General features: G+C 62.7%; 20 protein-coding genes. 18 read left to right on the top strand and 2 right to left on the bottom strand.

Features of this window, described 5'->3' with window-relative positions:
- The first annotated feature begins 74 nt into the window (after positions 1-74).
- The 18 genes from ASE07_RS18315 to ASE07_RS18230 all read left to right on the top strand — a co-directional run bounded on the left by ASE07_RS18315 (position 75) and on the right by ASE07_RS18230 (position 21466).
- A complete protein-coding gene (locus ASE07_RS18315; protein WP_057292271.1) occupies positions 75-2210 on the top strand; it encodes a 3-hydroxyacyl-CoA dehydrogenase NAD-binding domain-containing protein in 2136 nt (711 codons plus the stop codon).
- A gap of 22 nt (positions 2211-2232) precedes the next feature.
- Complete coding sequence (locus ASE07_RS18310; RefSeq protein WP_057292270.1) at positions 2233-3417, top strand: acetyl-CoA C-acyltransferase; 1185 nt, start codon at positions 2233-2235, stop codon at positions 3415-3417.
- Positions 3418-3499: 82 nt separating this feature from the next.
- Positions 3500-5071: a long-chain-fatty-acid--CoA ligase gene (locus ASE07_RS18305; RefSeq protein WP_057292269.1), complete on the top strand. Its 1572-nt coding sequence runs from the start codon at positions 3500-3502 to the stop codon at positions 5069-5071.
- Between the two features lie 325 nt (positions 5072-5396).
- Complete coding sequence (locus ASE07_RS18300) at positions 5397-6968, top strand: acyl-CoA synthetase (RefSeq protein WP_057292268.1); 1572 nt, start codon at positions 5397-5399, stop codon at positions 6966-6968.
- A gap of 165 nt (positions 6969-7133) precedes the next feature.
- On the top strand, positions 7134-7676 hold the full coding sequence (locus ASE07_RS18295; protein WP_200960976.1) for a TRAP transporter small permease: 543 nt from the start codon (positions 7134-7136) through the stop codon (positions 7674-7676).
- 16 nt (positions 7677-7692) lie between these two features.
- Positions 7693-9003, top strand: a complete 1311-nt coding sequence (locus ASE07_RS18290) for a TRAP transporter large permease (protein WP_057292266.1) — start codon at positions 7693-7695, stop codon at positions 9001-9003.
- A gap of 33 nt (positions 9004-9036) precedes the next feature.
- The gene (locus ASE07_RS18285; protein WP_082584266.1) at positions 9037-10206 is read left to right on the top strand and encodes a C4-dicarboxylate TRAP transporter substrate-binding protein; all 1170 of its coding nucleotides are present in this window, start codon (positions 9037-9039) and stop codon (positions 10204-10206) included.
- 130 nt (positions 10207-10336) lie between these two features.
- Positions 10337-11494 (top strand): C4-dicarboxylate TRAP transporter substrate-binding protein, encoded by a 1158-nt coding sequence (locus ASE07_RS18280; RefSeq protein WP_082584265.1) that lies wholly within the window; start codon positions 10337-10339, stop codon positions 11492-11494.
- Between the two features lie 82 nt (positions 11495-11576).
- Positions 11577-12935 carry a hypothetical protein gene (locus ASE07_RS18275; protein ID WP_057292265.1) on the top strand — a complete coding sequence of 453 codons (1359 nt, stop codon included), beginning with the start codon at positions 11577-11579 and terminating at the stop codon, positions 12933-12935.
- Positions 12913-13680, top strand: coding sequence for a glucose 1-dehydrogenase (locus ASE07_RS18270; RefSeq protein ID WP_057292264.1), 768 nt, complete (start codon positions 12913-12915; stop codon positions 13678-13680). Before ASE07_RS18275 ends, ASE07_RS18270 begins: the two co-directional genes overlap by 23 nt.
- 2 nt (positions 13681-13682) lie before the next feature.
- Positions 13683-14507, top strand: a complete 825-nt coding sequence (locus ASE07_RS18265; RefSeq protein WP_057292263.1) for an SDR family oxidoreductase — start codon at positions 13683-13685, stop codon at positions 14505-14507.
- Positions 14504-15361: an FAS1-like dehydratase domain-containing protein gene (locus tag ASE07_RS18260; protein ID WP_057292262.1), complete on the top strand. Its 858-nt coding sequence runs from the start codon at positions 14504-14506 to the stop codon at positions 15359-15361. Before ASE07_RS18265 ends, ASE07_RS18260 begins: the two co-directional genes overlap by 4 nt.
- Positions 15358-16353 carry a phosphotransferase family protein gene (locus tag ASE07_RS18255; protein ID WP_235548526.1) on the top strand — a complete coding sequence of 332 codons (996 nt, stop codon included), beginning with the start codon at positions 15358-15360 and terminating at the stop codon, positions 16351-16353. Before ASE07_RS18260 ends, ASE07_RS18255 begins: the two co-directional genes overlap by 4 nt.
- Entirely contained in the window at positions 16353-16742 is a 390-nt protein-coding gene (locus ASE07_RS18250; RefSeq protein ID WP_057292261.1) for a DUF6285 domain-containing protein, read from the top strand. The genes ASE07_RS18255 and ASE07_RS18250 overlap by 1 nt, the downstream gene beginning before the upstream one ends.
- Positions 16742-18421, top strand: a complete 1680-nt coding sequence (locus ASE07_RS18245) for an AMP-binding protein (protein ID WP_057292260.1) — start codon at positions 16742-16744, stop codon at positions 18419-18421. The genes ASE07_RS18250 and ASE07_RS18245 overlap by 1 nt, the downstream gene beginning before the upstream one ends.
- Before the next feature lie 38 nt (positions 18422-18459).
- Positions 18460-19239 (top strand): SDR family oxidoreductase, encoded by a 780-nt coding sequence (locus ASE07_RS18240; RefSeq protein ID WP_057292259.1) that lies wholly within the window; start codon positions 18460-18462, stop codon positions 19237-19239.
- Between the two features lie 14 nt (positions 19240-19253).
- Complete coding sequence (locus ASE07_RS18235) at positions 19254-20477, top strand: acyl-CoA dehydrogenase family protein (RefSeq protein WP_057292258.1); 1224 nt, start codon at positions 19254-19256, stop codon at positions 20475-20477.
- Positions 20474-21466, top strand: a complete 993-nt coding sequence (locus tag ASE07_RS18230; protein ID WP_057292257.1) for an NADPH:quinone oxidoreductase family protein — start codon at positions 20474-20476, stop codon at positions 21464-21466. Before ASE07_RS18235 ends, ASE07_RS18230 begins: the two co-directional genes overlap by 4 nt.
- Positions 21467-21833: 367 nt before the next feature.
- On the opposite strand, the gene ASE07_RS18225 is transcribed toward ASE07_RS18230, so the two are convergent.
- The gene (locus ASE07_RS18225; protein WP_057292256.1) at positions 21834-22187 is read right to left on the bottom strand and encodes an MmcQ/YjbR family DNA-binding protein; all 354 of its coding nucleotides are present in this window, start codon (positions 22185-22187) and stop codon (positions 21834-21836) included.
- A 397-nt stretch (positions 22188-22584) separates the two neighbouring features.
- Positions 22585-22977: an SMI1/KNR4 family protein gene (locus ASE07_RS18215; RefSeq protein WP_057292254.1), complete on the bottom strand. Its 393-nt coding sequence runs from the start codon at positions 22975-22977 to the stop codon at positions 22585-22587.
- Positions 22978-23096: the final 119 nt, after the last annotated feature.

Below are 23096 nucleotides of genomic sequence, written 5' to 3'. Positions count from 1 at the left end.
CTTTCAGCTACTTAACGCAAGCCCGGCAATACCGACCCTGTTAGCTTGAGGCTTTCACCAAACAACGGTATGACATGAGCGATCTGGCGACCCTTCAAGTCCGCGGCACCATCGGTGTGCTGCGTATTCATCATCCACCCGTCAATGCCCTGTCCCCCGGGGTGGTGCAAGGCATCAAGAACGCGGTTGAGCAATTCGAGGCCGACCGAACGCTACAGGCGCTCGTCGTCCATGCGACCGGCCGGACCTTCGTCGCCGGCGGCGACATTGCCGAATTTTCGAAACCGGGTTTCGAGGCAAAGACCTTCAACGGCACCTTGGCCCGCATCGAGAACCTCGATCGCCCGGTGATCGCGGCGTTGCATGGCACTGTGCTCGGTGGTGGTCTTGAGCTGGCAATGGCCTGTCACTACCGGATCGCCGCAGAAGGTACCCGCCTGGGCCTGCCGGAGGTTCTGCTCGGTATATTACCCGGCTCCCTCGGCACCCAGCGTCTGCCGCGCCTGGTCGGCGTGCGCCTCGCGCTCGATATGATTCTGAGCGGCAAGCCGATCGACGCCGCCCGCGCGCTTGAAAGCGGATTGGTCGACAAGGTAGTCGAGCAGGGCAGCAACGATGCCTTGCTGGAGCGTGCCATAGCGCATGCGCAGGAACTGCTTAACGAGGGCAAGGGAGTGCGCAGGACGCGCGACCGCACGCCTGCCATGGAAGGCATCGAGCCGGATTTCTTTGCCAAGGCATTGGCTGATGCAAAGAAGAAAAAGGGCGCCTATCCTGCGCCGCAGCGCATCGTACGCTGCGTCGAGGCTGCCGCGACCCTGCCGTTCGAGGAAGGCGAGGCAGTCGAGGCGACCTTGTTCGAAGAATGCAGGGTGTCGCCGCAGTCTGCGGCGATGCGCCATCTGTTTTTTGCCGAGCGTGCCGCCGGCAAGATCCCCGGGGTTCCCGCCGACTTTGTGGCGCGACCGATTCGCAAGGTCGGCGTGCTTGGCGCCGGCACCATGGGAGGCGGCATCGCAATGAATTTCGCCAATGCCGGCATCCCGGTCACCATCGTCGAAACCAGTGCCGAAGCGCTGGAACGCGGCCTGGGCATCGTACGTAAAAACTATGAGGCGAGCGCCGCCAAGGGCAAGCTGCATCCGGACGCCCCGGCAAAGCGCATGGCCTTGCTGAGCGGCTCCCTGAAGATCGAAGAATTGGCCGACTGCGACCTGGTCATCGAGGCCGTATTCGAGAACATGGATATCAAGAAGCAGGTCGCAAAGCAGCTGGGCGCGGTCTGCAAGCCGGGCGCGATCATCGCCAGCAACACCTCCACCCTGGATGTGAACATCCTGGCGCAGGCCAGCGGCCGGCCAGCGGATTTCCTTGGCACGCATTTCTTCAGCCCCGCCAATGTGATGCGCCTGCTGGAAATCGTCCGGGGCGACGGGACCGCACCGGACGTGCTGGGAACCGTCGTCAAGCTGGCGCGCACCATCGGCAAGGTGCCCGTCGTCTCCGGTGTTTGCTACGGCTTCATCGGCAACCGCATGCTCGAGCCTTATCTTAGAGAGTCCGAATTCCTGATGATGGAGGGAGCGACGCCGGCGCAGATCGACGCGGCAATCCAGTCGCTCGGCCTGCCGATGGGCCCATGCCGCATGCTGGATCTGGCAGGACTGGACGTGGCTGCCAAGGTCGTCATCGAACGCGGCAAGGCAGGGGGACTGCCCGACGACCCTTCGTACCGTGCGGTGGTGCAGAAGATGATGGAGTTGGGCCGCTTCGGCCAGAAGACCGGAGCCGGCTATTACCGCTACGACGGCCGTACCCCGGTGCCTGATCCGGAAGTCGAACGCATCTGCGCCACACTGGCCGAGCAGCATGGCATCAAACGCCGCAACAGCAGTACTGAGATCAGTGACGAGGAAATCATCGAGCGCTGCGTCTACCCGCTGATCAACGAGGGCGCAAAAATCCTGGAAGAGGGAATTGCGTACCGGCCGGGCGATATCGACCTGGTCTGGGTCAACGGCTACGGCTTCCCCGATTTCCGCGGCGGGCCGATGTGGATGGCGGATGCGACCGGCCTGCAGAAGATCGCCGCCGGTCTCGATCACTACGGCGCGCAGCGTGGCGACAAACACGGTTACTGGTCGCGTGCCGGCCTGCTGACCAAAATGATTGCCGGCGGGCACAGGTTCGCCGACTGGCCTTTCAAATAAATTACATCCACCGGAGTTCGACATGAATGAAGCAGTCATCGTTTCCACCGCACGCACGCCAATCGGCCGTGCCTTTCGCGGCTCGCTCAACAACATCAAGTCACCCACGCTGATGGGCCATGCGATCCGGCATGCGGTCGCGCGGGCCGGCGTGGAAGGCGGCGAAATCGACGACGTGGTGATCGGCACCGTGCTGACCGCGGGAACCGCAGGCGGCAATCTCGGCCGCACTGCCGCGCTGGCCGCCGGTCTTCCCGACACCGTCTCGGGACAGACGCTGGACCGTCAGTGCTCGTCGGGCCTGATGGCCATCGCAACCGCCGCCAAGCAGATCATGGTGGACGGAATGAGGATCGCGGTCGCCGGAGGCCAGGACAACATCTCGGCGGTGCAGAACCGCTACATGGCGTGGACGGCGGAGGAGCTCGATCCCAACGTGGTGGCCGCGGCGCGCCATGCCTACATGCCGATGCTGCAAACCGCGGAATTGGTATCGAAGAAGTACGGGATTTCGCGCGAAGAGCAGGATCGCTACTCGGCCGAATCGCAGCGGCGCACGGCGCAGGCGCAGCAAAACGGTCTGTTTGACGACGAGATCGTGCCGATCGCCGCCACCATGGCAGTGGTCGACAAGGAAACCAAGGCTGTCAGCTACAAGGAAGTCACCCTCGCGCGCGACGAAGGCAATCGCCCCGAAACCACGCTGGAAAGTCTGGCCGGTCTCAAGCCGGTGATCGACGGCGGAGTGGTCACCGCGGGCAACGCCAGCCAGTTATCGGACGGCGCTTCCGCCTGCGTGCTGATGGACCGCAAGCTCGCCGAACAGCGGGGACTCGCGCCGCTGGGCATTTATCGTGGCATGGCCGTGGCCGGTTGCGCTCCCGAGGAAATGGGCATCGGTCCGGTGTACGCGATTCCCAAGCTGCTCAGCCAGCACGGCCTGTCGGTCAAGGATATCGGCCTGTGGGAATTGAACGAAGCCTTCGCCTGCCAGGTGCTGTACTGCAGGAACAAGCTCGACATCGACCCCGACAAGTACAACGTCAACGGCGGCAGCATTTCGATCGGCCATCCGTATGGCATGACCGGCGCGCGTCTGGTGGGGCATGCGCTGATCGAAGGCCGGCGTCGCGGCGTGCGCTACGTGGTGGTCTCCATGTGTGTCGGCGGAGGCATGGGCGCGGCCGGACTGTTCGAAGTCGCCTGACGGGCATGGCTTAATGCCTGACCCGGCGGAGCCCACCTGCGCACAGATGCAGGAAGACCGGTTATAGAGACGAGGAGACAATATGCGCGATACGACGCTTACGGAAGCGGTGCGCCGGCAGTACAGGGAACGCCCGGACGCCACCGCCTTCATCACACCGCAACGCACCTGGACATTTGCCGACATCCATGTCGAATCCAATCGGGTAGCCCAGGGGCTCGCCAGCCTCGGCATTGGCCCCGACGACCGCGTGGCCTGCCTGACCAGGCATACCGATGAAGCGGTCGTGCTGTTGATGGCCGCCTGCAAGATCGGCGCCGTCGGCATGCCGGTCAACTGGCGCCTGGCGCCGCCGGAAATCGAATATGTGCTGAACAATGGCGACGCAAAGTTCCTGATGGTGGACCAGGTTTTCCAGGACGCCGTCGCGCGTATTTCCGTGCCGGGGCTGCGCCTGACTGTCGCCACCGATGCCGGCGCCGGGCTGCCTGTCTTTGCCGACTGGCGCGCCGGATTCAGCCCGGAGGACACCGGCTCCGACGGACGCCCGGAGGACACCGCGCTACAACTGTTTTCGTCGGGGACCACCGGTCTGCCCAAAGGGATCGAACTGACCCACGCAAACCTGATCCTGATGAATGCGATGTATGCCGAGAACACCGGGTTCGATGGCGAGCATTCGGTATTTTTCAATGCCTTGCCGGTCTTCCATATCGCCGGAATCAACAGCGCCTTGATGCCGCTGATCGAAGGCGGGCGCAACGTACTGCTGCCTGACTTCGACCCGGCCAGAGTGATCGCTGCCATCGGCGAGCACCGGGTCAGCCATACCTTCCTGGTACCAGCCATGATGCTATTCATGCTGCAGGTTCCTGGCGTCGAGAAGGCCGATTTTTCCTCGCTCAGGCGGATTGCCTACGGCGGCTCGCCGGCCGGCGAGAAACTGCTGATCGACGCGCAGCGCATTTTCCGCTGCGAGCTGCTGCAGATATACGGCATGACCGAGGCGGCCGGCACGCTGACCGCGCTGTCCCCCGAAGATCATGACCCGGGCGGCCCGCGCGCGGATCTGCTGCGCTCGGCGGGCAAGCCAATTCGCAGCGTGGACCTGCGCATCGTCGACCCGGGCACGATGGAAGACGTTAGGGAAGGCGAGGTTGGCGAGATCTGGGTGCGCGCCCTGCACAACATGAAGGGCTACTGGCGCAATCGCAAGGCGACCGAAGACGTCTTTCCGAAGGGGCGCGACGAGCGCGGCGGATGGATGCGCACGGGCGACGCCGGCTATCTGCGGGACGGCTACCTGTACATCCACGATCGCATCAAGGACATGATCATTTCTGGCGGGGAAAACATCTATCCCGCCGAAGTGGAAAACGCGCTGTCGTTTCACCCGGCGGTGGCCGAGTGCGCAGTGATTGGCGTGCCGGACGAAAAATGGGGCGAGGCCGTCAAGGCATGCGTGGTGCTGAAGCCGGGGATGACTGCCGATGCCCGTGACATCATCGACTTCACCCGCGAGCGCCTCGCGCACTACAAGTGCCCGAAGTCGGTTGACATCATGTCCTCGCTGCCGCGCAATCCCTCGGGGAAACTGCTCAAGCGCATCCTGCGCGAGCCTTACTGGAAGGCGGCGGAACGGCAGGTTGGCTGATCGGCTGATCGGATCGAGGCACCGGACCTGTCATGCCCGCCAGGCGTCCAGGGCCGGTGCCATCACAGTGTTTGTCTCTTGGCCCGCTAGCACGTCGTGCGAGCGGGTCTTTTTTCGGCGGTTGAACGCGTGACGCCGGAGGATTGATAGGAAACAGCATCACCCCGTGAGCGGTTCGATGCAACAAAAACCACTTCGGTGTTTAGCACGTTTACGCAAGACAGTCGCGCGCAAGCATCGGTAACCTGCCTTCACGACAGCAACACATAAGCGGCACAGCAAGCCGCACCATCAGCTGCAATGCCGCATCACACTGGAGACGAGCATGCAAGTGAAACCCGCCATAGCGCTTGGCCAATGGATCACCGAGAGAGCAGACCGCGCTCCGCAGCGCAAGGCCCTGACATTCCAGGAACGAACGTGGACCTATGGCGAATTCGTCGACGAGATCGATCGGCTGGCGGCGGTCCTGCGGCAGGGTGGCATCGGTCGGGGCGACCGGGTCGGATTCCTCGCATTCAATCACCCGCTGTTCCTGGTCACCCTGTTTGCAACATCCAGGCTCGGCGCGATCTTCGTGCCGCTCAATTTCAGGCTCACCGGCGCCGAACTCGAATTCATCATCAATGACGCCGGCGTACATACCCTCATCGTCGGCTCCGAGCACCAGGCAGTCATCGATCCGGTGCGTCAAGGACTCGGATGCAAGCGCTTCTACGGCTTCGGTAGCGAAGCTGCAGCCTGGCCGGACGTCAGGCCCGCCATGGAAGAAACAGCGCCATTGCGCGAGGCGGCGGAGCTCGCCGAAGACGACATTGCCATCCTGATGTATACCTCCGGCACGACCGGCCGCCCAAAGGGGTCGATGATGACCTGCGGGAACATCTGGTGGAACAACGTCAACGAACTGCTCGCCCTCGACATCATGAGCAACGACGTGCTGCTGACCTATGCGCCATTGTTTCATGTCGGCGGACTCAACGTTCTGACCTTGAGCTGTCTGCTCAAGGGCGTCCATGTCGTGCTGCATCCGACCTTCGATCCGGCCAGGGTCATCGCGGATGTGGGCCGTTACAAGGTCAACCTGATGTTTGCGGTGCCGGCGATGCTGCTGTTCATCAGCCAGCATCCGGACTTCGACAAGGCCGACATGTCCACCGTGCGTTCTGTGATGGTTGGCGGAGCACCCTGTCCGGAAGCCCTGTTGCGCCTGTTCAACGAGCGGGGCATCGCAGTCAATCAAGGCTATGGGCTGACCGAAACCGCCGCCATGGCTTGCTTTCTCACACCGGAATGGTGCTGGGAAAAAATGGGATCGGTCGGCAAGCCGCCGATACTCACCCGCATGCGTCTGGTCGATGCCGGAGGCAAGCCCATCACCGAACCGCATGTCAGGGGCGAGGTATGCGTGCGCGGCATGAATGTGACGCTCGGCTACTGGAACCGTCCCGACGCTACCCGCGACGCGATCGATGATGACGGCTGGTTCCGCACCGGCGACATCGGCTACATGGACGAAGACGGCTTTTACACCATCTGCGACCGGGTCAAGGACATGGTGATTTCCGGGGGCGAGAACGTGTACCCGGCCGAAGTCGAGAGCGTGCTGTACGAACATCCGGCGATCGCCGAAGTCGCCGTCGTCGGGCAACCGGACGAAAAGTGGGGCGAGACCGTGGTCGCGGTGGTGGCGCTGAAGCCGGGCGCGAAACTGGAACTGGAGGAATTGCAGGCATTCGCCAGTGCCAGGCTGGCGCGCTACAAGGTGCCGCGTGTATTGCATCTTGTCAGTGCGCTGCCGCGCAATCCCACCGGCAAGGTGTTGAAGTATCAGCTGCGCGATCAGATTGGGCGCCAGACAGAACCCGGACCGGCGCAGACCGCGGAGAAAGTCTGAGCCGGGCGGCGTTTATCGCCACTGGCAAGCAGATAACGAAGTAATAGACGCTGAAACCAAAACAGAGACAGGAGAGACATTCATGAAAACTTTCACCCAGCGGATCGCTGCGGCCGGGACGGCGAACCACCGTGTGCCGGTACCGAATTTTAAAACGAGGAGCGCATGATGCAGAAGATCGGCAAGATCCTGTCCAGGATAACGGATCTGGCTACAGTGATTGGCGCGCTAGGCATTGCGTTGATGATGATCCATATCACGCTGGATGTCGTGCTGCGCTATCTGTTCGACCTGCCGCTGCCCGGCACCATCGCCATCGTCTCCTACTACTACATGGTGATTGCGGCCTTCGTGCCGCTGGCCTTTGCAGAGCAGAAGGGCGCGCACATTTCGGTGGAGGTGGCGACCGAGCGCATGCCTCCCTGGATTCAGAACCACCTGGCAGGGTGGTCCTACCTGCTGTCAGCGGTGATCTTCGCGCTGCTGACCGTACGCACCTGGGGCGAGGCGATGTCCAAGGCACGGATCGGCGCCTCCATCGTGCAGGGCGAGGCCAGCATCATCCTGTGGCCGACCTATTTCATCTTGCCCGTCGGCTTCGGTCTGATTTTCCTGATCGTCGCCCACAAGTTCTTCGCCTATCTCTTCGCACACGAATCGGGACTTGATACCCAGCGCGCGACCCCCGCCGAAGTTCCGGCAGACTGACGGACAGGAGCCAGACATGACAGAAGTACAAATTGGTTTGTTCGGGCTTGGCGCCCTGGTTGCCCTGATCGCCATACGGGTACCGATCGGGATTTCGCTGATTGCGGTGTCCTTTGTCGGGCTGTGGGCGCTGATGGGCTGGAACGTGGCCTGGGGCGCGCTAGGCGTCATTCCTTATCAGTTCGCGTCGAACTGGGTGCTTAGTTCAGTCCCCATGTTTTTGCTGATGGGATTCGTCTGCTACCACGCCAAGCTGACGTACGGCCTGTTCCGCGCGGCGCGCATGTGGCTCTCCGGCGTGCCGGGAGGCCTTGCCATCGCCGCAGTGTTCGGCGCGTCCGGCTTTGCCGCGGTGTGCGGCTCGTCAGTAGCCTGTTCGGCGGCGATGGGCCGCATCGCCGTACCGGAGATGATTCGCGCGCGCTACGACGCCGAGCTTGCCACCGGCACGGTTGCCGCGGCAGGTACCATCGGTGCGCTGATCCCGCCGTCGATCATCATGATCCTGTACGGCATCGTGGCCCAGGTACCGGTAACGAATCTGTTCCTCGGCGGTGTCAGCGCCGGCCTGCTCACCGCGTTCAGTTACATCGTCATCATCCTGATCCGGGTCAAGCTCAATCCCGCATTGGCGCCGAGCGTCGACGAGAAGTCTTCGACCGGCGAAAAAATCGCGGCCCTGAAGGAAACGTGGCCTGTCATCCTGATCATGGCCGGAATCTTCGGCGGTCTGTTCAGCGGCATCTTCACACCGACCGAGGCAGGCGCCGTAGGCGCATTCCTGGCCTGCATCGTTGCCCTGATCAAAGGTTCGCTGACCTGGCAAGTGTTCCGTGATGCGGTGGTCGAGACGCTGCTGACCACCGGTGCGCTGCTGATCATTGCGGTCGGCGCCAGCCTGCTGGTGCGCTTCCTCGCCCTGTCGGGAGCGGGCGAGTACCTGTCATCGCTGGTCATCGACACCAACGCCAGCACCGCCGCCATCCTGTTCTCGATCGTGCTGGTCTACGTCCTGCTCGGCATGTTCCTCGAGCCGATCGGCGCGATGCTGCTGACATTGCCCATCATCCTGCCGATCATCGGCGCCGCCGATCTGAGCCTGATCTGGTTCGGCGTGATACTGACCAAGCTGCTCGAGATCGGCATGATCACGCCGCCGATCGGCATGAACGTGTTCGTCATCAAGGGCGTGGTCGGCAACCTGATTACGACCGCCCGGCTGTTTCGCGGTATCACCTGGTTCCTGGTGATGGATTTCATCGTGCTCGCGTTCATGATGGTCTACCCGCAGTTCGTCCTGTGGCTGCCGCAAGTGATGGCGCGCTGATTCTTTCCGAAAAAATTCTCTCAGGAGACAAAAATGATGTTGTCAAAGCGCTTTACCAGATCCATCCTTTCCATCCTGCTGTGCGGCGCGGCAGCAGTCGCCGGCAGCGCATCGGCGAAGCAGTTCAAGTACGCGATCGGCTTTCCGCCGGGGTCGTATAACGTGGTCATGGCGGAGGACTACGCGAAGCGGGTCAAGACCTATACGCAGGGCCGGCATACGGTGCGGGTTTTCCCGATGACACTGCTGAACATGGCGGAAACCTCGGCCGGCGTGCGCGATGGCATCGCCGATATCGGCTTTCTGCTCACCCCCTACTTCCCAGCCGAATATCCGCATGCGAACCTGGTCAACGAAGCCTCGATGATGCTGCGCCTGATGGGGGACGAGGTGCGCGGCAAGGAAGCGTCGGCATTCGTCGGCGCGCTGACCGAGTTTACCTTCTTCAACTGCGTCGAATGCCACCAGGAGTTCGCCAAGCAGAACTCGGTCTACACCGGCCATGTCGGCGGTTCATCCTACGGCCTGATCTGCAATAAGCCGGTGAAAAACGAGGCGGACCTCAAGGGCAAGCGACTGCGCGCAGGCGCTGCGAACTGGTCGCGCTGGTCGACTGCCGTTGGCGCCTCGCCAATCACCATGAGCGCGAACGAAATGCGCGAAGCCCTGAGTCAGGGCGTGGTGGACTGCATCATCCTGTCCACCCCCGAGATCCACAACTTCGGTCTGATGGATGCGATCACCGACATCACGATGGCTGTCCCCGGCGGCATCTTCAGCACTGCCGGCTTCAACATGAACACCAGTGCATGGCGCAGCCTGAGCGTCGACGACCGCAAGGCCTTCTTGCGGGCGGCAGCCGAAGGCGGCGCCTACACACCATGGATCTATCAGCAGAAGGAAAACGAGATTCTTGCCGAGGCAAAGAAGAAGGGCGTGCGTCTGCATGACGCCGACCCGGCGCTGGTAAAGAAGACGCAGGCCTTCATCGAGCAGGACATGGGCACCATTTCCAAGTACTTCGCTGACAAGCACGGCGTCAAGCGCGGTGAGCAGATGATTACTACCTTCCGTCCGATCTTGCAGAAATGGGTGAAGCTGGTACAGCCGGTCAGCAGCCAGGAGCAGCTGGGCCAGTTGTACTGGAACGAGATCTACTCCAAGGTCGACGTCACCAAGCACGGCATGCAGACGGCCCCCTGACAGGCGTACCGGGCAGTCAGCTTTTGACGCGCCACCAAGGGCGATCGGAGCGGATGGCATCCGCTTCGCCCGCCTGCTTCGTCATCGCGGCGCGGGACAGGGTCACGTATTTCAACACGAGGAGACACGGATGAAAACAATGCAAAACATTGCCCGGCTTGCTGCAACAGCCATACTGTGCGCGGCGGGCGCCCTGGCAGGCACCGCAGTGGCCAAGGATTTCAAGTATGCAATCGGCCAGCCACCCGGTTCATACAACGAGAAGATGGGCCAGGAATACGCCAAGCGTGTCAAGCAGCACACAAACGGCAGGCACTCGGTACGGGTGTATCCGATGACCCTGCTGAACATGGCTGAAACGTCCGCAGGAGTACGCGACGGCATCGCCGACATCGGATTTTTGCTCACGCCCTATTTTCCCGCCGAGTACCCGCATACCAATCTCATCAGCGAGGCTTCGATGATGTTGCGCCTGATGGGCGACGAAGTGCGCGGCAAGGAGGCGTCCGCCTTCGTTGGCGCTATCAGCGAATTCATTTTCTTCAACTGTCCGGAATGCCACCAGGAGTTCGCCAAGCAGAACTCGGTCTACACCGGCCATATCGGCGGCTCTTCCTATGGCCTGATCTGCACCAAGCCGATCAAGAGCGAAGCCGATCTCAAGGGCAAGCGCCTGCGCGCGGGCGCCGCCAACTGGTCGCGCTGGGCAACGGCGGTCGGTGCGACCCCGATCACCATGAGCGCCAATGAGATGCGCGAAGCCTTGGCCCAGGGCGTGGTCGACTGCGCCATTCTTTCCACTCCCGAAATACACAACTTCGGGCTGATGGAAGCCATCAAGGACATCACGATGGCTATCCCCGGCGGCATCTTCACGACTGCCGGTTTCAACATGAATACCAAGGCTTGGCAGGGCCTGAGTGTCGACGACCGCAAGGCTTTCCTGCGGGCCTCGGCAGAGGGCGGCGCGTACACGCCATGGATCTATCAGCAAAAGGAAAACGAGCTGATCGAAGAAGCCAAAAAGAAGGGTGTGCGCCTGCATGACGCCGATCCGGCGCTGGTGAAGAAGACGCAGGCCTTCATCGAGCAGGACATGAATACGATCTCGAAGTATTTCGCCGAAAAGCATGGCGTCAAGCGCGGTGATGAAATGCTCGCCACCTTCCGGCCCATCCTGACCAAGTGGGTCAAGCTGGTGCAGCCGGTGACCAGCATGGAACAGCTGGGCGATCTGTACTGGAAGGAAATCTATTCCAAGGTCGACGTGGCCCGGCACGGGCAGTAGCACGACAGCGCCGATGTGCGAGCGGTCATGATTCGGTGCCGCGCTCGCCCTTTAACCTGTTTATCTGTCGCGGGAGCCCTCCATGGCAAGGCAATTCACTGATGAACAATTGGCCGAAATCGCACGGCCATTTGAGGAACATGCGATCGAGGCGTTGGCAGCAGGTGATATTGCCCGGGTGCGGGAGTTGCTCGTCCACATGGAGCAGGGCCAAGCGGGGCTGGACGCGCTTTCGGCCCATACGCTGGCGCGCAAAGTCGGCAAGCTGCGTCAGGACTTCGGCGAGGAAAAAACACGCGACGCCCTGCGCCGCATCGGAGCACGTCTGATGCAGACATGGGCACGCCAGTTTCGCGCGGGCGAGGAAAAAGCCGCAATTGCCGATCTGGTCGCGGTGTACAAGCATCAGGGCGGCGCCCGTCTCAGCGCGTCGGAAACGACGGAAGAGATCGTGGTCGACCTCGCTCCCTGCGGCAGTGGCGGCCGATTGGAGCGGCAGGGCGCCATCGCCAAGTATCCCGCCTGGTACGCGGGCTGGAGCGATGGCGTTTCGGGATTTTGCCAGCTATGCAAGTCCTGCCAGCATGCGTTGAACGAGGAGCTGGGCGCGCCTGTGTGGACCACGGAAAAGGGCGACGACGGGCACTGCCGGATGCGCATCCGCAAGCAGGGCAACGAACAGTTGTTCGCGCCGGATGAATTGGCAGACCTGTCCAGGACGCGGGTGCAGCGTATCCAGCAGGCCCTGGATTCGGGCAACACCGATACCACCGATAACACCGATACCACCGATGTCGAACAACTGTTGCGCGGCCAGCGCAAGGACTGGAAGCCATGGCACGACTTCGGCGTCGTTTGCCTGGAATATTTCTATAACGTCGCGCTGGAACTCGGCGGTCCGGATTATCTGGATGAACTGCTGGCCCAGACTTATGAGCCGGCGTTTGTGGCGGGTTTTCCCCGTTACGAGGCGATGGGCGACGAGGAACTGGTGCGGGAAATCGCGCGCACCTGGAACTACCACTGCGCCGACTTCACCATCCATGAAGAAGACGACCGCTTCATCTTCAGGCTCGATCCGTGCGGCAGTGGCGGGCGCCTGCTGCGCGGTGAAATGTGGCGCGACATGTTCCATTACGGCGAACCGCTGGCGGCAAAGATGGCGTCGCCGCACAACATCAATTTCAACCGTTCCAACGCACCAACCTATTGCACGCATTGCGCTGCGTCGAACCGGGCCCAGCTCAAGGGCGGGCCGCTGTTTTTCCTGGTAGACGGGCACGCGCAGATGCAGCCCGGCCAGGCCTGCCGGCAGTTCTCGTACAAGAAGGCCGCGCAGCGCCGCTGCGACCCGGCGCTGCGCGAGCAGGTCGGCTTGCCGGACACGGGGGCGAACCCATCATCACGAGGAGAACACGATGCAGAAAAAGAATCCCTTTGACCTGACCGGAAAGGTCGCGCTGGTGACCGGCTCAACCATGGGCATCGGCGAGGGCACCGCCCGCGTGCTGGCCGAACAGGGCGCCGAGGTCATCATCAGCAGCCGCAAGCAGGACCAATGCGAGCAGGTGGCGGCAAGTTTCCGCGAGCAGGGGCTAAAGGCGGAGGGCAAAGCCTGCCACATCGGCCGCATGGAGGATATCGGCGCCATGTACAGCCATATCCGCGAGCGCTACGGCCGGCTCGACATTCTGGTGAACAACGCGGTGCTGAGCCCCTGGCGCACGATAGAAGACACAGACGTCGGCCTGTTCGACAAGACGGTGGAGGTGTCGCTGCGCGGTTACTGGTTCATGTCGGCCGAGGCGGCCAAACTGATGAAGACCCATGGTGGCGGGAGCATCGTCAATATCGCCTCGGTGGCGGCGCTGCACCCGGACCGCATGCTCAGCCTGTATTCGACACTGAAAACCGCACTGATCGGCATGAGCCGTTCGTTCGCGCTGGAATACGGGCGCGACAACATCCGCGCCAATACCATACTCCCCGGTGTCTTCCCGACCAAGCTCGCCGACGCCTTCGACGAGCCGACGCGCGCGAAGATTCTCGACAAAACGGCGCTCGGACGGCTCGGCAAGGTGGAGGAGATCGGCTATGCCGTGACCTACCTGTGCTCTGACGCCGGCGCGTATGTCACTGGCAACAACCTGTTGGTCGACGGTGGCATGACCGTCGGCCTGATGTAGCCATGCGGTTCCAGGGAAAAGTAGCGCTGGTGACGGGCGCCGGCGGCGGGATCGGCGGCGCCATTGCGCGACGGCTGGCCGCGGAAGGCGCGCACCTTGTGCTGCTTGATGTCAACGATACGGTGGACGAGACGGCCCGCGCCCTTGCGCTTGCCAGCCCCGGCGTACAGACGCTGGCGCTGCGCGCGGATGTGGCCGACTCCGCGCAGACGCGCGACGCCGTCGCGGCTGCCGTGGCCCGCTTCGGCGCGATCGACTGCCTGATCAATAATGCCGGACTCACCGCCACGATTGCGCCGCTGGAACGCATGGAGGATGAGCAGTGGGCGCGCGAGATGGGCGTCAACCTTACCGGACCGTTCAACCTGATCCGGGCGGTGCTGCCGGGAATGGCGCAACGCGGCTGGGGCCGCATCGTGAACATCTCTTCCGCTGCCGCGCGTGGCGGCCTGTTTCGCCAGGGCGGCTATTCGGCGTCCAAGTCGGGACTGCTGGGGCTCACGCGCAACGTGACCCTCGAATACGCTGCCAGAGGCATCACCTGCAATGCCGTGCTGCCCGGCTTGATCCACACCCCCGCGGTGGCCCGGCTGCCGCGCGCCATTATGGATTACACGATGAGCATGACGCCGGCACGCCGCCCCGGCACTGTCGATGAAATCGCCGCCGTCGTGGCCTTCCTGTGCAGCGAGGAGGCGGCTTATGTGAACGGCGCGGAGATCGATGTGGACGGCGGCTCGCGCCTGTGCCAGACCGTATTGGGCAGCAGCCGTGAGGTGGAGAGCAGGCTGGCGATCGCCACTGGACACGCCGGAGGTCAGGCATGACCGAGCACGAACTTCAGGCGCTGCAGTCATGGGTCGGGCGCAGCAAAACAGCGGTCGAAGTGCTCAGCCCGGTCCCGGCCAGCTCGCTTGCCGCCACGCTCAGCCTGCCCACGGCGCTGCATCCTGGCGATACACTGCCGCCACTCTGGCACTGGCTATACTTCCCCGATAACACGCCCTCCGACCAGCTGGGTGAGGATGGCGCGCCGCGCGCCGGCGCGCTGATGCCCCCGGTCCCGCTGGAGCAACTGATGTGGGCCGGTGCCGAGTTCGAGTTCCTCCATCCTTTGCGCATCGGGGTGGAAACAAGCAAGCGCTCCACCATCGCCGACCTGCGCTTCAAATCGGGCCGGCGCGGATCCATGGTGTTCGTCACCTGGGAACATCGCTACGAGCAGGAAGGGCAGCCGGCGGTGATTGAGCGTTCGCACGCAGTTTTTCTCGGCGCGAGCGACGGCACGGCTGCCGTGCCGGAAGCGCCCGTGTCGGCGGGCAGTCGGAGCTGGCTGGTCAATGAGGCGGTGCTCTTCCGTTACTCGGCGCTGACATTCAATTCTCATCGCATTCACTACGACCGCGACTACACGCGCGAGGTCGGCGGCTATCCAGGGCTGGTCGTGCATGGTCCCCTGCAGGCGACGCTGCTGGCGGAAAGCTACCGTGCCTGGCATCCGGAGCGTCCGCTCGCGCATGCCGTTTTTCGGGCGCGCGCCCCGCTGTTTCTCGGCACACCGGTTGCGGTCCACACCGGGTCGCAGGAAGGCGACACTCTGACAATGTGGACGCAAGCCGGCTCCGGCGGACTGGCAATGGAAGCCATATTCAGCAGCCAGTCGGCGAGGAACACGCCGTGAGGCAGGATGAGATCCTGGCGCCGCGTCTTCGCGCACTGATCGGCCGACTGATCCCGGAGGTCGACGGCATCGCCGACCTGCGCGCCTTGCCGGGTGGCGCCAGTCAGGAAACCTGGTCGTTCGACGCAATCACCGCCAGCGGCCGCATTCCCCTGATCCTGCGCCGGGCACCACCCGGCTCCGCGCCGCCTGCCGAGGCAATCGGCTTGGAGACGGAAGCCCGTCTGCTCGAACAGGTGGTCCATTCCGGCGTACCAGTGCCGCGCGTGGCAGGCGTACTGACGCCCGACGACGGGCTGGGCGAAGGTTACGTGATGTCCCGCATCGCGGGCGAGGCCAATTCGCGGCACATCTTGCGCGACGACCGCTACGCACAGGCGCGTGCTCGCCTCGCCTGGCAATGCGGGCAGGCGTTGGGTCGCATCCATGCACTCGATCCTTCGCGATTGCCGCCTCTGCGGGCCAGCGGCGCGCGCGAAGAAGTGGCGTATTACCGAAAGAGGCACGATACCGTCGGCTCGCCGCGGCCGGTATTCGAACTTGCATTGCAGTGGCTGCAGCGGCGCGTACCGGAAAGCAAGGTGCGCAGCACGCTGGTCCACGGCGATTTTCGCAACGGCAACATCATGGTCGACGAAAACGGACTGTGCGGCGTCCTCGATTGGGAAATCGCCCATCTCGGTGACCCGATGGAGGACTTGGGCTGGATGTGCGTGAATTCCTGGCGTTACGGCAAGGAACTGCCAGTGGGCGGTTTCGGCACGCGCGAGGAGTTGTTCGCCGGCTACGAGGCGGCTGGTGGCCATGTCGACCGCGCGCGGGTGCGCTTCTGGGAGGTGCTGGGGACACTGAAGTGGGGCGTCATTTGCGAATCGATGGCGCGCTCCTACCAGAGCGGCGACGTGCGCACGGTCGAGCGTGCGGCGGTCGGACGCCGCGCCTCGGAGGCGGAAATCGATCTTTTGTGCCTGATCCGGGAAGGAGAACAGTGATGCGCGAACAACCCTCGGCACCGGAACTGATCCAGGCCGTCGCCGACTTCTTGCGCGACGATGCGCTGCCCCGACTGGACGGGCTGACAGCCTTCCATGCGCGCGTGGCCGTCAGCCTGCTGGAAATCGTCAGGCGCGAACTTGAGCTGGGCCCGGAGGCCGACGCGCAGGAGCGTGCCCGCCTGCAGGACCTGCTCGGCAACGAAGGCGGCCTCGATGCACTCAACCGCGAACTGTGCGAGCGCATCGCGCGCGGCGAAGCCGATGCGCGCACTCCCGGGCTGATGCCGCATCTGCTGCGCACTGGTCTGGACAAACTCGCGGTGGATCAGCCCGGCTACTCGACGTACCTGCGGCTGCAACAACACAATCTGGAAGGAGAACAGTAATGCCTGTGGTGAATGGCGTATCGCACTGGATACCGGCGGCCGATGAGGCCGAGCTGGTGCAGGAAATGACGGTCGGCGATCTGCTCGATGAGGCGGCGCGCAGATGGCCGGATCAGGATGGCGTCGCCTATGTCGCGTACGAGGATCGCGGGCTCTCGCTGCGCTGGACGTTTGCCGAGCTGCGCGCGCGCAGCCGCGTGGTCGCCCGCGCCCTGATGGCCTCGGGCATCGGCCCCGGCGACCGGGTGGCGGTCTGGGCCACCAACCTGCCTGAGTGGCTGCTGCTGGAATTCGGCGCGGCTTACTGCGGCGCGGTGCTGGTGCCGATCAATCCACTGCTGCGCAGCACCGAGGTCGCCTACATCCTGCGTACCGCCGGCGTAGGCGCCTGTTTCGTGTTGCCGGAGAACCGTGGTGCGTCACTCTGGGCGATGCTTGACGAGGCAGCGCGCGAGGCACCCTCGTTGCGCCTGCGCGTGGCGATCGGCAATGCGCCGGATGACAAGGGAGTCGCCTGGGCCGACTGGCTCGCCGGTGCGGCGGCAGTGAGCGAGGAAGCGCTCGAGCAGCGCCGGGCCGGCGTGTCGGCAGGCGACAGCGTGCAGATACAGTTCACCTCGGGCACGACCGGCTTTCCGAAAGGCGCGGAGCTTACCCACCGCGGCGTGGTCAACGACGGCCGCCTGTTCGCCCGGCGCGCAGCCCTGGAAGAGGGCAGCCGCTGGGTCAACCCGATGCCGCTGTTCCATTGCGGCGGCTGCGTCATCGCCACACTGGGCGCGCTGGCGTCCGGAACCACGCAATATCCGATCGTGACTTTCGAGCCGGACCGGGTAGCACGCACCATCGCCCGCGAGCGCGTCAACGTGCTGAGCGCCGTGCCGACGATGCTGATCGCACTGGAGGAGGCAGCGGACCGCGAAGGCTTGGACCTGGCCAGCCTGGAGAGGGTGATCACTGGCGGCTCGACCGTGCCGGTGGAACTGCTGCGCCATTGGCATTCCCGCTACGGCGCGCGTTTTTCCATCACCTACGGCCTGACCGAGGCGTCGCCGATCATCACCCAGAGCGCGCCGTATGACCCGGAAGACCTGCAAATGGGCAGTTGCGGTCAGCCGCTTCCTGGCGCCGAGATGGATCTGGTCGATGCCGGCGGAAACAGGGTTCCGCTGGGAGAGGTGGGCGAGGTGCGCACACGCGGATGGCTGGTGATGAAGGGCTACTACGGCAATGTGCAAGCCAGCCGCGATGCGCTGTCGGACGACGGCTGGCTGCATACCGGCGACCTCGGCCGCATGGACGAGCGCGGTTACCTATGGATCAGCGGCCGTGCCAAGGACATGATCATCCGCGGCGGGGAAAATATCTCGCCACGCGAAATCGAGGAAGCCTTGCTGACACTGGAAGAAATCACCGATGCCAATGTGGTCGGCGTGCCCGATCCCCGCTACGGCGAGGAAGTGTGCGCCTATGTGCGCCTGAAGCCGGGCGCATCGCTGAGCGCCGAACAGATGCGCGAACGCCTGCATGACCGCATCGCCCGTTACAAGATCCCCAGGTATCTGCGCGTGGTCGAGCAGTTTCCGCTCACGCCTTCGGGCAAGGTACAAAAGTTCAGGCTGCGCGAAATGTTTGCAGCCGACGCAGTGCGCGCCGACACGGCGCAGGCCGCCGGCTGAGATGCTGAGAAGCTGAGATACGGAGAAAAGGACAGGACATGAAAATCAGAGACAAGGTAGCCGTCGTCACCGGCGGCGGGAACGGGATCGGCGCCGCCATGGCGCGTCGCTTCGCGGCCGAGGGTGCACGGGCCGTGGTGGTTGCCGATCTTGACGGCGCGGCCGCCGGGCGGGTGGCCTCGGAAATCGGCGGCGTGGGGGTTGCGGTCAACGTGGCACGGGAGCAGGAGCTTGTGGACCTGGTCGAGCGCACCGTCGCAACGCACGGCCGTATCGACCTGTTTTGCTCCAACGCCGGGGTATCGATTGGCAAGGGACTGGACACATCCGATGCCGACTGGGAAAAGGCGTGGTCGGTCAACCTGATGGCGCATGTGTATGCGGCGCGGGCGGTCGTACCGCACATGCTTGAGCGCGGCGAGGGCTATCTGCTGCAAACCGTTTCAGCGGCCGGCCTGCTGTCGATTTCCGACGCGTCCTATGCGGTGACGAAACACGGCGCGGTGGCCTATGCGGAATGGCTGTCAATCACCTACGGCGACCGTGGCATCAAGGTCAGCTGCTTCTGTCCGATGGGGGTGCGCACCAACATGCTGCTCGGCAGCGTGAGCGAGGTCGACCAGCCCGCACTGCTTGCTGCCGCAGTGGAACCGGAGGACGCGGCCGAAGCCATTGTCCAGGGCATCGATGCCGAACGCTTCCTGATCCTCACGCATCCCGAGGTGCTTGAATTCATGCGCCGCAAGGGCGCTGATTACGACCGCTGGCTCAAGGGTATGCGGCGATACCAGCAGCAACCGCAATCAACACAGTCCTGAACGAGGAGACCGAAATGGATTTTCAGCACAGCAGCAAGGTGCGCAACTTGCAGGACAAGCTTGGCGCATTCATGGAACAGCACATTTACCCGGTCGAGCAGGTCTATTACGACCAGGTATTTTCCGGCGACCGCTACGACACCGTTGCGCTGATGGAGGAACTGAAGATCAAGGCGCGCGAGGTAGGGCTGTGGAACCTGTTCCTGCCCGGCGATCACGGCGCAGGTCTCAGCAACCTGGAGTACGCGCCCCTGGCTGAAATCATGGGTCGCGTCGAATGGGCGTCCGAAGTGTTCAACTGTTCGGCGCCGGACACCGGCAACATGGAGATCCTGACCATGTTCGGCAATGCCGAGCAGAAGAAGACCTGGCTGGAGCCGCTGCTCGGCGGCCAGATCCGCTCCGCGTTCTCGATGACCGAGCCGGAAGTGGCATCGAGCGATGCGACCAACATACGCTGCGAGATACGGCGCGACGGCAACGAGTATGTGATCAACGGCCGCAAGTGGTTTACCTCGGGTGCGCTCAACAAGCGCTGCAAGGTCCTGATCGTCATGGGCAAGACCGACCCGGACAATCCCGACGTGCACAAGCAGCAGTCGATGATCCTGGTGCCGAAGGACACCCCAGGCGTAAAGATCGTGCGCGACATCACGGCGTTCGGCTATGACGATGCGCCGCTCGGCCATCCGGAGATCGTGTATGACAACGTCCGCGTGCCGGCGTCCAACATCCTGCTGGGCGAAGGGCGCGGCTTCGAGATCGCCCAGGGGCGGCTGGGCCCCGGCCGCATCCATCACTGCATGCGCCTGGTCGGCGTTGCACAGCGCGCACTTGAAACCATGTGCGCGCGCGCCGAGTCGCGCGTGGCCTTCGGCCGCAGGCTGTCGGAACAGGGATCGGTGCGTGAAGATATCGCGCATTCCTGGTGCGAGCTGGAGCAGGCGCGCTTGCTCACGCTCAAGGCGGCGGACAAGATGGACCGCGAGGGCAACAAGGCGGCGAAGGACCTGATCGCCGCTGCCAAGATTGTCGTGCCCAGTATGGCGGCGCGCGTCATCGACCGCGCCATCCAGGTCCATGGCGGCATGGGCGTGTCACAGGACACTTTCCTTCCCAAAGCTTACGTGTACGCGCGCTTCATCCGCATCGGCGACGGACCCGATCAGGTGCATCTGGCGGCGGTGGCCAAACAACTGGTCAAACAGTACGGTACTGCGACCGGGGCCCGGCAATGAAGGCGGTGCTGTGCAAGCAATATGGACCGCCCGAGACGCTGGTGCTGGAGGACGTCCAGCCCTTGCAGCCTGGGCCGGGTCAAATCCTGATCTCCGTGCGCGCTACCGGCGTCAACTTCCCGGATACCCTGATCATTGAAAACCGATACCAGTTGAAGCCGGATCTGCCGTTTTCTCCCGGCGCCGAGGTGGCTGGCGTGGTGCAGGCGGTGGGCGAGGGTGTGCGCGCTTTTCGTCCCGGCGAACGGGTGATTGCGGTACCGGGCTACGGCGGCTATGCCGAGCAGACGCTGGCGCGGGAAGAGGACACGTTCCCACTCCCCGACGGCATCGACTTTGCCGATGCGGCGGCGTTCCTGATCGCCTATGGAACCACCCATTATGCGCTGCAGGAGCGCGCAGCCCTGCGGCCGGGCGAGACCCTGCTGGTGCTCGGTGCCGCCGGCGGCACCGGCCTGTCGGCAGTGGAAATGGGGAAGCTGCTCGGCGCGCGCGTCATCGCCGCTGCATCCAGCGACGAGAAGCTCGCCCTGTGCCGCGAGCATGGCGCCGACGAACTCATCAACTATAGCCGGGAAGACCTGCGCCAGCGCCTGAAGGAGCTCACCGGAGGACGCGGGGTGGACATCGTCTACGACCCGGTGGGAGGAAGCTTTAGCGAGGCGGCGCTGCGCAGCATGGCCTGGAACGGCCGCTTTCTGGTCATCGGCTTCACAGCCGGCGAAATTCCCAAGGTCGCGCTCAACCTCACGCTGCTCAAGGGGTGTTCCATTGTCGGGGTGTGGTGGGGAGGCTTTCTACGCAGTGAACCGGAACGCGCAGCGGCGTTGACACGCGAACTGGTCGAATGGTTTCGCCAGGGGAAGGTGCGTCCCTACATCTCGAAGCGCTATCCGCTGGAACAGGCGGCCCAGGCGCTGGCCGAAGTTGCCGCGCGCAAGGCGACCGGCAAGATTGTGCTGTTGCCGGATTCGGCACGGGAAAGGTGACATGCCGTTTTTATGCAAGTAATGCGAGTCTCGTGCCTGTATAGGCACGAGCCAGATCCCTGACAAGTATTCCGTTCTCATTGACGCGCTTACTGCAAATACCTCAAGCCTGTGCCGTAGGTAACGAAAAAGCTGATCCAGATCAGCTGGGTCTTCAACGGCAGTGCCGAAAGGCTTGAGCACAGCAGAGTGCCGAAGGGCTTCGTACCGAGAAATCCCTAGAGCGGATTTCATCGTGGTGTACGGAGAATCGGGTCGACCTGAGTGCCGTGTGGCGGGCCACACAAGCGACAAGCAACGCCGTCCTGCGCGTCAAGGCGGACCGAGGCGACAGTACACACGATGAAATCCGCTCTAGTTAGGCCGATCATCTACGCTGCCGCGCTGCGGCCGTTCTCGGACGGGTGATCGCCTTGGCATAAGACCAATCGATCAGTTCCACTAGGTAGTCCATTGGGACTGCGCTGGTATCTACGATGGTGACCCAGTGAAACCTGGCCATGTAACGCGCTGGCTTGATGCCAGGCACGTCGGTCAACTCCAAAAAACGTTCAGGAGTGGTGCGAATGCTGAAGCGCCACTTTTCCGGTTCACTGGTTTTGAAGTAGGCAAACTTTCTACCGCCAGCGTAGTAGACAAGTACGTTGCTGGGCGGCCCGAACAGCTTAGAGGATGAGCCGGGGTAACGGCCGCAATGCTCTTTGACAGCGATGACATCCATTTGCGCTCCTTGAGCGGCTTAACGTTGAGCGAACCGGCACGACGTGACGGTGTTCAGCGACGTGTTATACATTTCTCCGCCACAGTTGTAATCCCTTGTACGTTGCAAAGAATCCGAGACCAATAAAAAATGCAGCCATAGCAATAGGAGCATATTGTGGCCCGAATAAAGCCATAACCAGGGTATCGATTGCTCGTTCTCTTCCTCCCAATGGCCACGTGAACCCATAGGCTAGTAGATAGATCCCAAAAGTCAGAATCGAAAGCCCAAAAACAAGTACTCCTTGCGCCAGAACCTTGCGATTTTTGTTTGAGAGTGAACCCTGGTGTTCCCTCACATCCATGATGTATAACGTTCCGGATAAATAGCGGCGCAGCCACCTATGTTCATTGGCATGTTATAAGCGCTCCAACCGGCCAAAGTCGACTACCACGCGAGTCAGCTCACCCGTCTCGTGCGACCAAACATATACCGATGGCTCGAACGCATCGCCTGCGCGTAAGAACAACAATTGGTCGCCGGCGCCGTTGTTCCCTAGCGCTACTGCGTGGCTAGGAAAGTTGGCTTGCTCCGCTTGGGTTTTAGTCTCAGCAACGATATCGTTGCAAGTACGAGCGATGCGCCGCTTATCAGACTGATCCAATATTGGATAGAGAAACCAGTCCTCAGCGCCGACAGCAATCTCACCGCCGTTAGCTACCATCATCGCACTGCGATAGCTTGCCGGAAGAACAGCACCCAACTTTGCTTCTGCTTCAGCAACGTACCTTTCATTAAGGTCGAACGGCATTTAAACTCTCTTTGTACTTATAACGAGGATGTGCAAAAAGTCGGTTTTCAAGCGATATACTGCATGTCCCACGTTCAGCCATGCTTCCAATTTCTTGCATAGGTTTAGATAATCAAAGT

Source organism: Noviherbaspirillum sp. Root189 (assembly GCF_001428545.1).
In the GTDB taxonomy this organism is placed as follows: domain Bacteria; phylum Pseudomonadota; class Gammaproteobacteria; order Burkholderiales; family Burkholderiaceae_D; genus Noviherbaspirillum.
This window is presented reverse-complemented; position numbering and strand designations above follow the sequence as displayed.

Coding starts and splice junctions, on each gene's coding strand:
- ASE07_RS18260 (WP_057292262.1), top strand. CDS start 14,504: ATGACCGAGCACGAACTTCAGGCGCTGCAGTCATGGGTCGGGCGCAGC.
- ASE07_RS18280 (WP_082584265.1), top strand. CDS start 10,337: ATGAAAACAATGCAAAACATTGCCCGGCTTGCTGCAACAGCCATACTG.
- ASE07_RS18270 (WP_057292264.1), top strand. CDS start 12,913: ATGCAGAAAAAGAATCCCTTTGACCTGACCGGAAAGGTCGCGCTGGTG.
- ASE07_RS18295 (WP_200960976.1), top strand. CDS start 7,134: ATGATGCAGAAGATCGGCAAGATCCTGTCCAGGATAACGGATCTGGCT.
- ASE07_RS18225 (WP_057292256.1), bottom strand. CDS start 22,187: ATGGATGTCATCGCTGTCAAAGAGCATTGCGGCCGTTACCCCGGCTCA.
- ASE07_RS18305 (WP_057292269.1), top strand. CDS start 3,500: ATGCGCGATACGACGCTTACGGAAGCGGTGCGCCGGCAGTACAGGGAA.
- ASE07_RS18240 (WP_057292259.1), top strand. CDS start 18,460: ATGAAAATCAGAGACAAGGTAGCCGTCGTCACCGGCGGCGGGAACGGG.
- ASE07_RS18230 (WP_057292257.1), top strand. CDS start 20,474: ATGAAGGCGGTGCTGTGCAAGCAATATGGACCGCCCGAGACGCTGGTG.
- ASE07_RS18275 (WP_057292265.1), top strand. CDS start 11,577: ATGGCAAGGCAATTCACTGATGAACAATTGGCCGAAATCGCACGGCCA.
- ASE07_RS18285 (WP_082584266.1), top strand. CDS start 9,037: ATGATGTTGTCAAAGCGCTTTACCAGATCCATCCTTTCCATCCTGCTG.
- ASE07_RS18315 (WP_057292271.1), top strand. CDS start 75: ATGAGCGATCTGGCGACCCTTCAAGTCCGCGGCACCATCGGTGTGCTG.
- ASE07_RS18310 (WP_057292270.1), top strand. CDS start 2,233: ATGAATGAAGCAGTCATCGTTTCCACCGCACGCACGCCAATCGGCCGT.
- ASE07_RS18300 (WP_057292268.1), top strand. CDS start 5,397: ATGCAAGTGAAACCCGCCATAGCGCTTGGCCAATGGATCACCGAGAGA.
- ASE07_RS18245 (WP_057292260.1), top strand. CDS start 16,742: ATGCCTGTGGTGAATGGCGTATCGCACTGGATACCGGCGGCCGATGAG.
- ASE07_RS18235 (WP_057292258.1), top strand. CDS start 19,254: ATGGATTTTCAGCACAGCAGCAAGGTGCGCAACTTGCAGGACAAGCTT.
- ASE07_RS18215 (WP_057292254.1), bottom strand. CDS start 22,977: ATGCCGTTCGACCTTAATGAAAGGTACGTTGCTGAAGCAGAAGCAAAG.
- ASE07_RS18265 (WP_057292263.1), top strand. CDS start 13,683: ATGCGGTTCCAGGGAAAAGTAGCGCTGGTGACGGGCGCCGGCGGCGGG.
- ASE07_RS18250 (WP_057292261.1), top strand. CDS start 16,353: ATGCGCGAACAACCCTCGGCACCGGAACTGATCCAGGCCGTCGCCGAC.
- ASE07_RS18290 (WP_057292266.1), top strand. CDS start 7,693: ATGACAGAAGTACAAATTGGTTTGTTCGGGCTTGGCGCCCTGGTTGCC.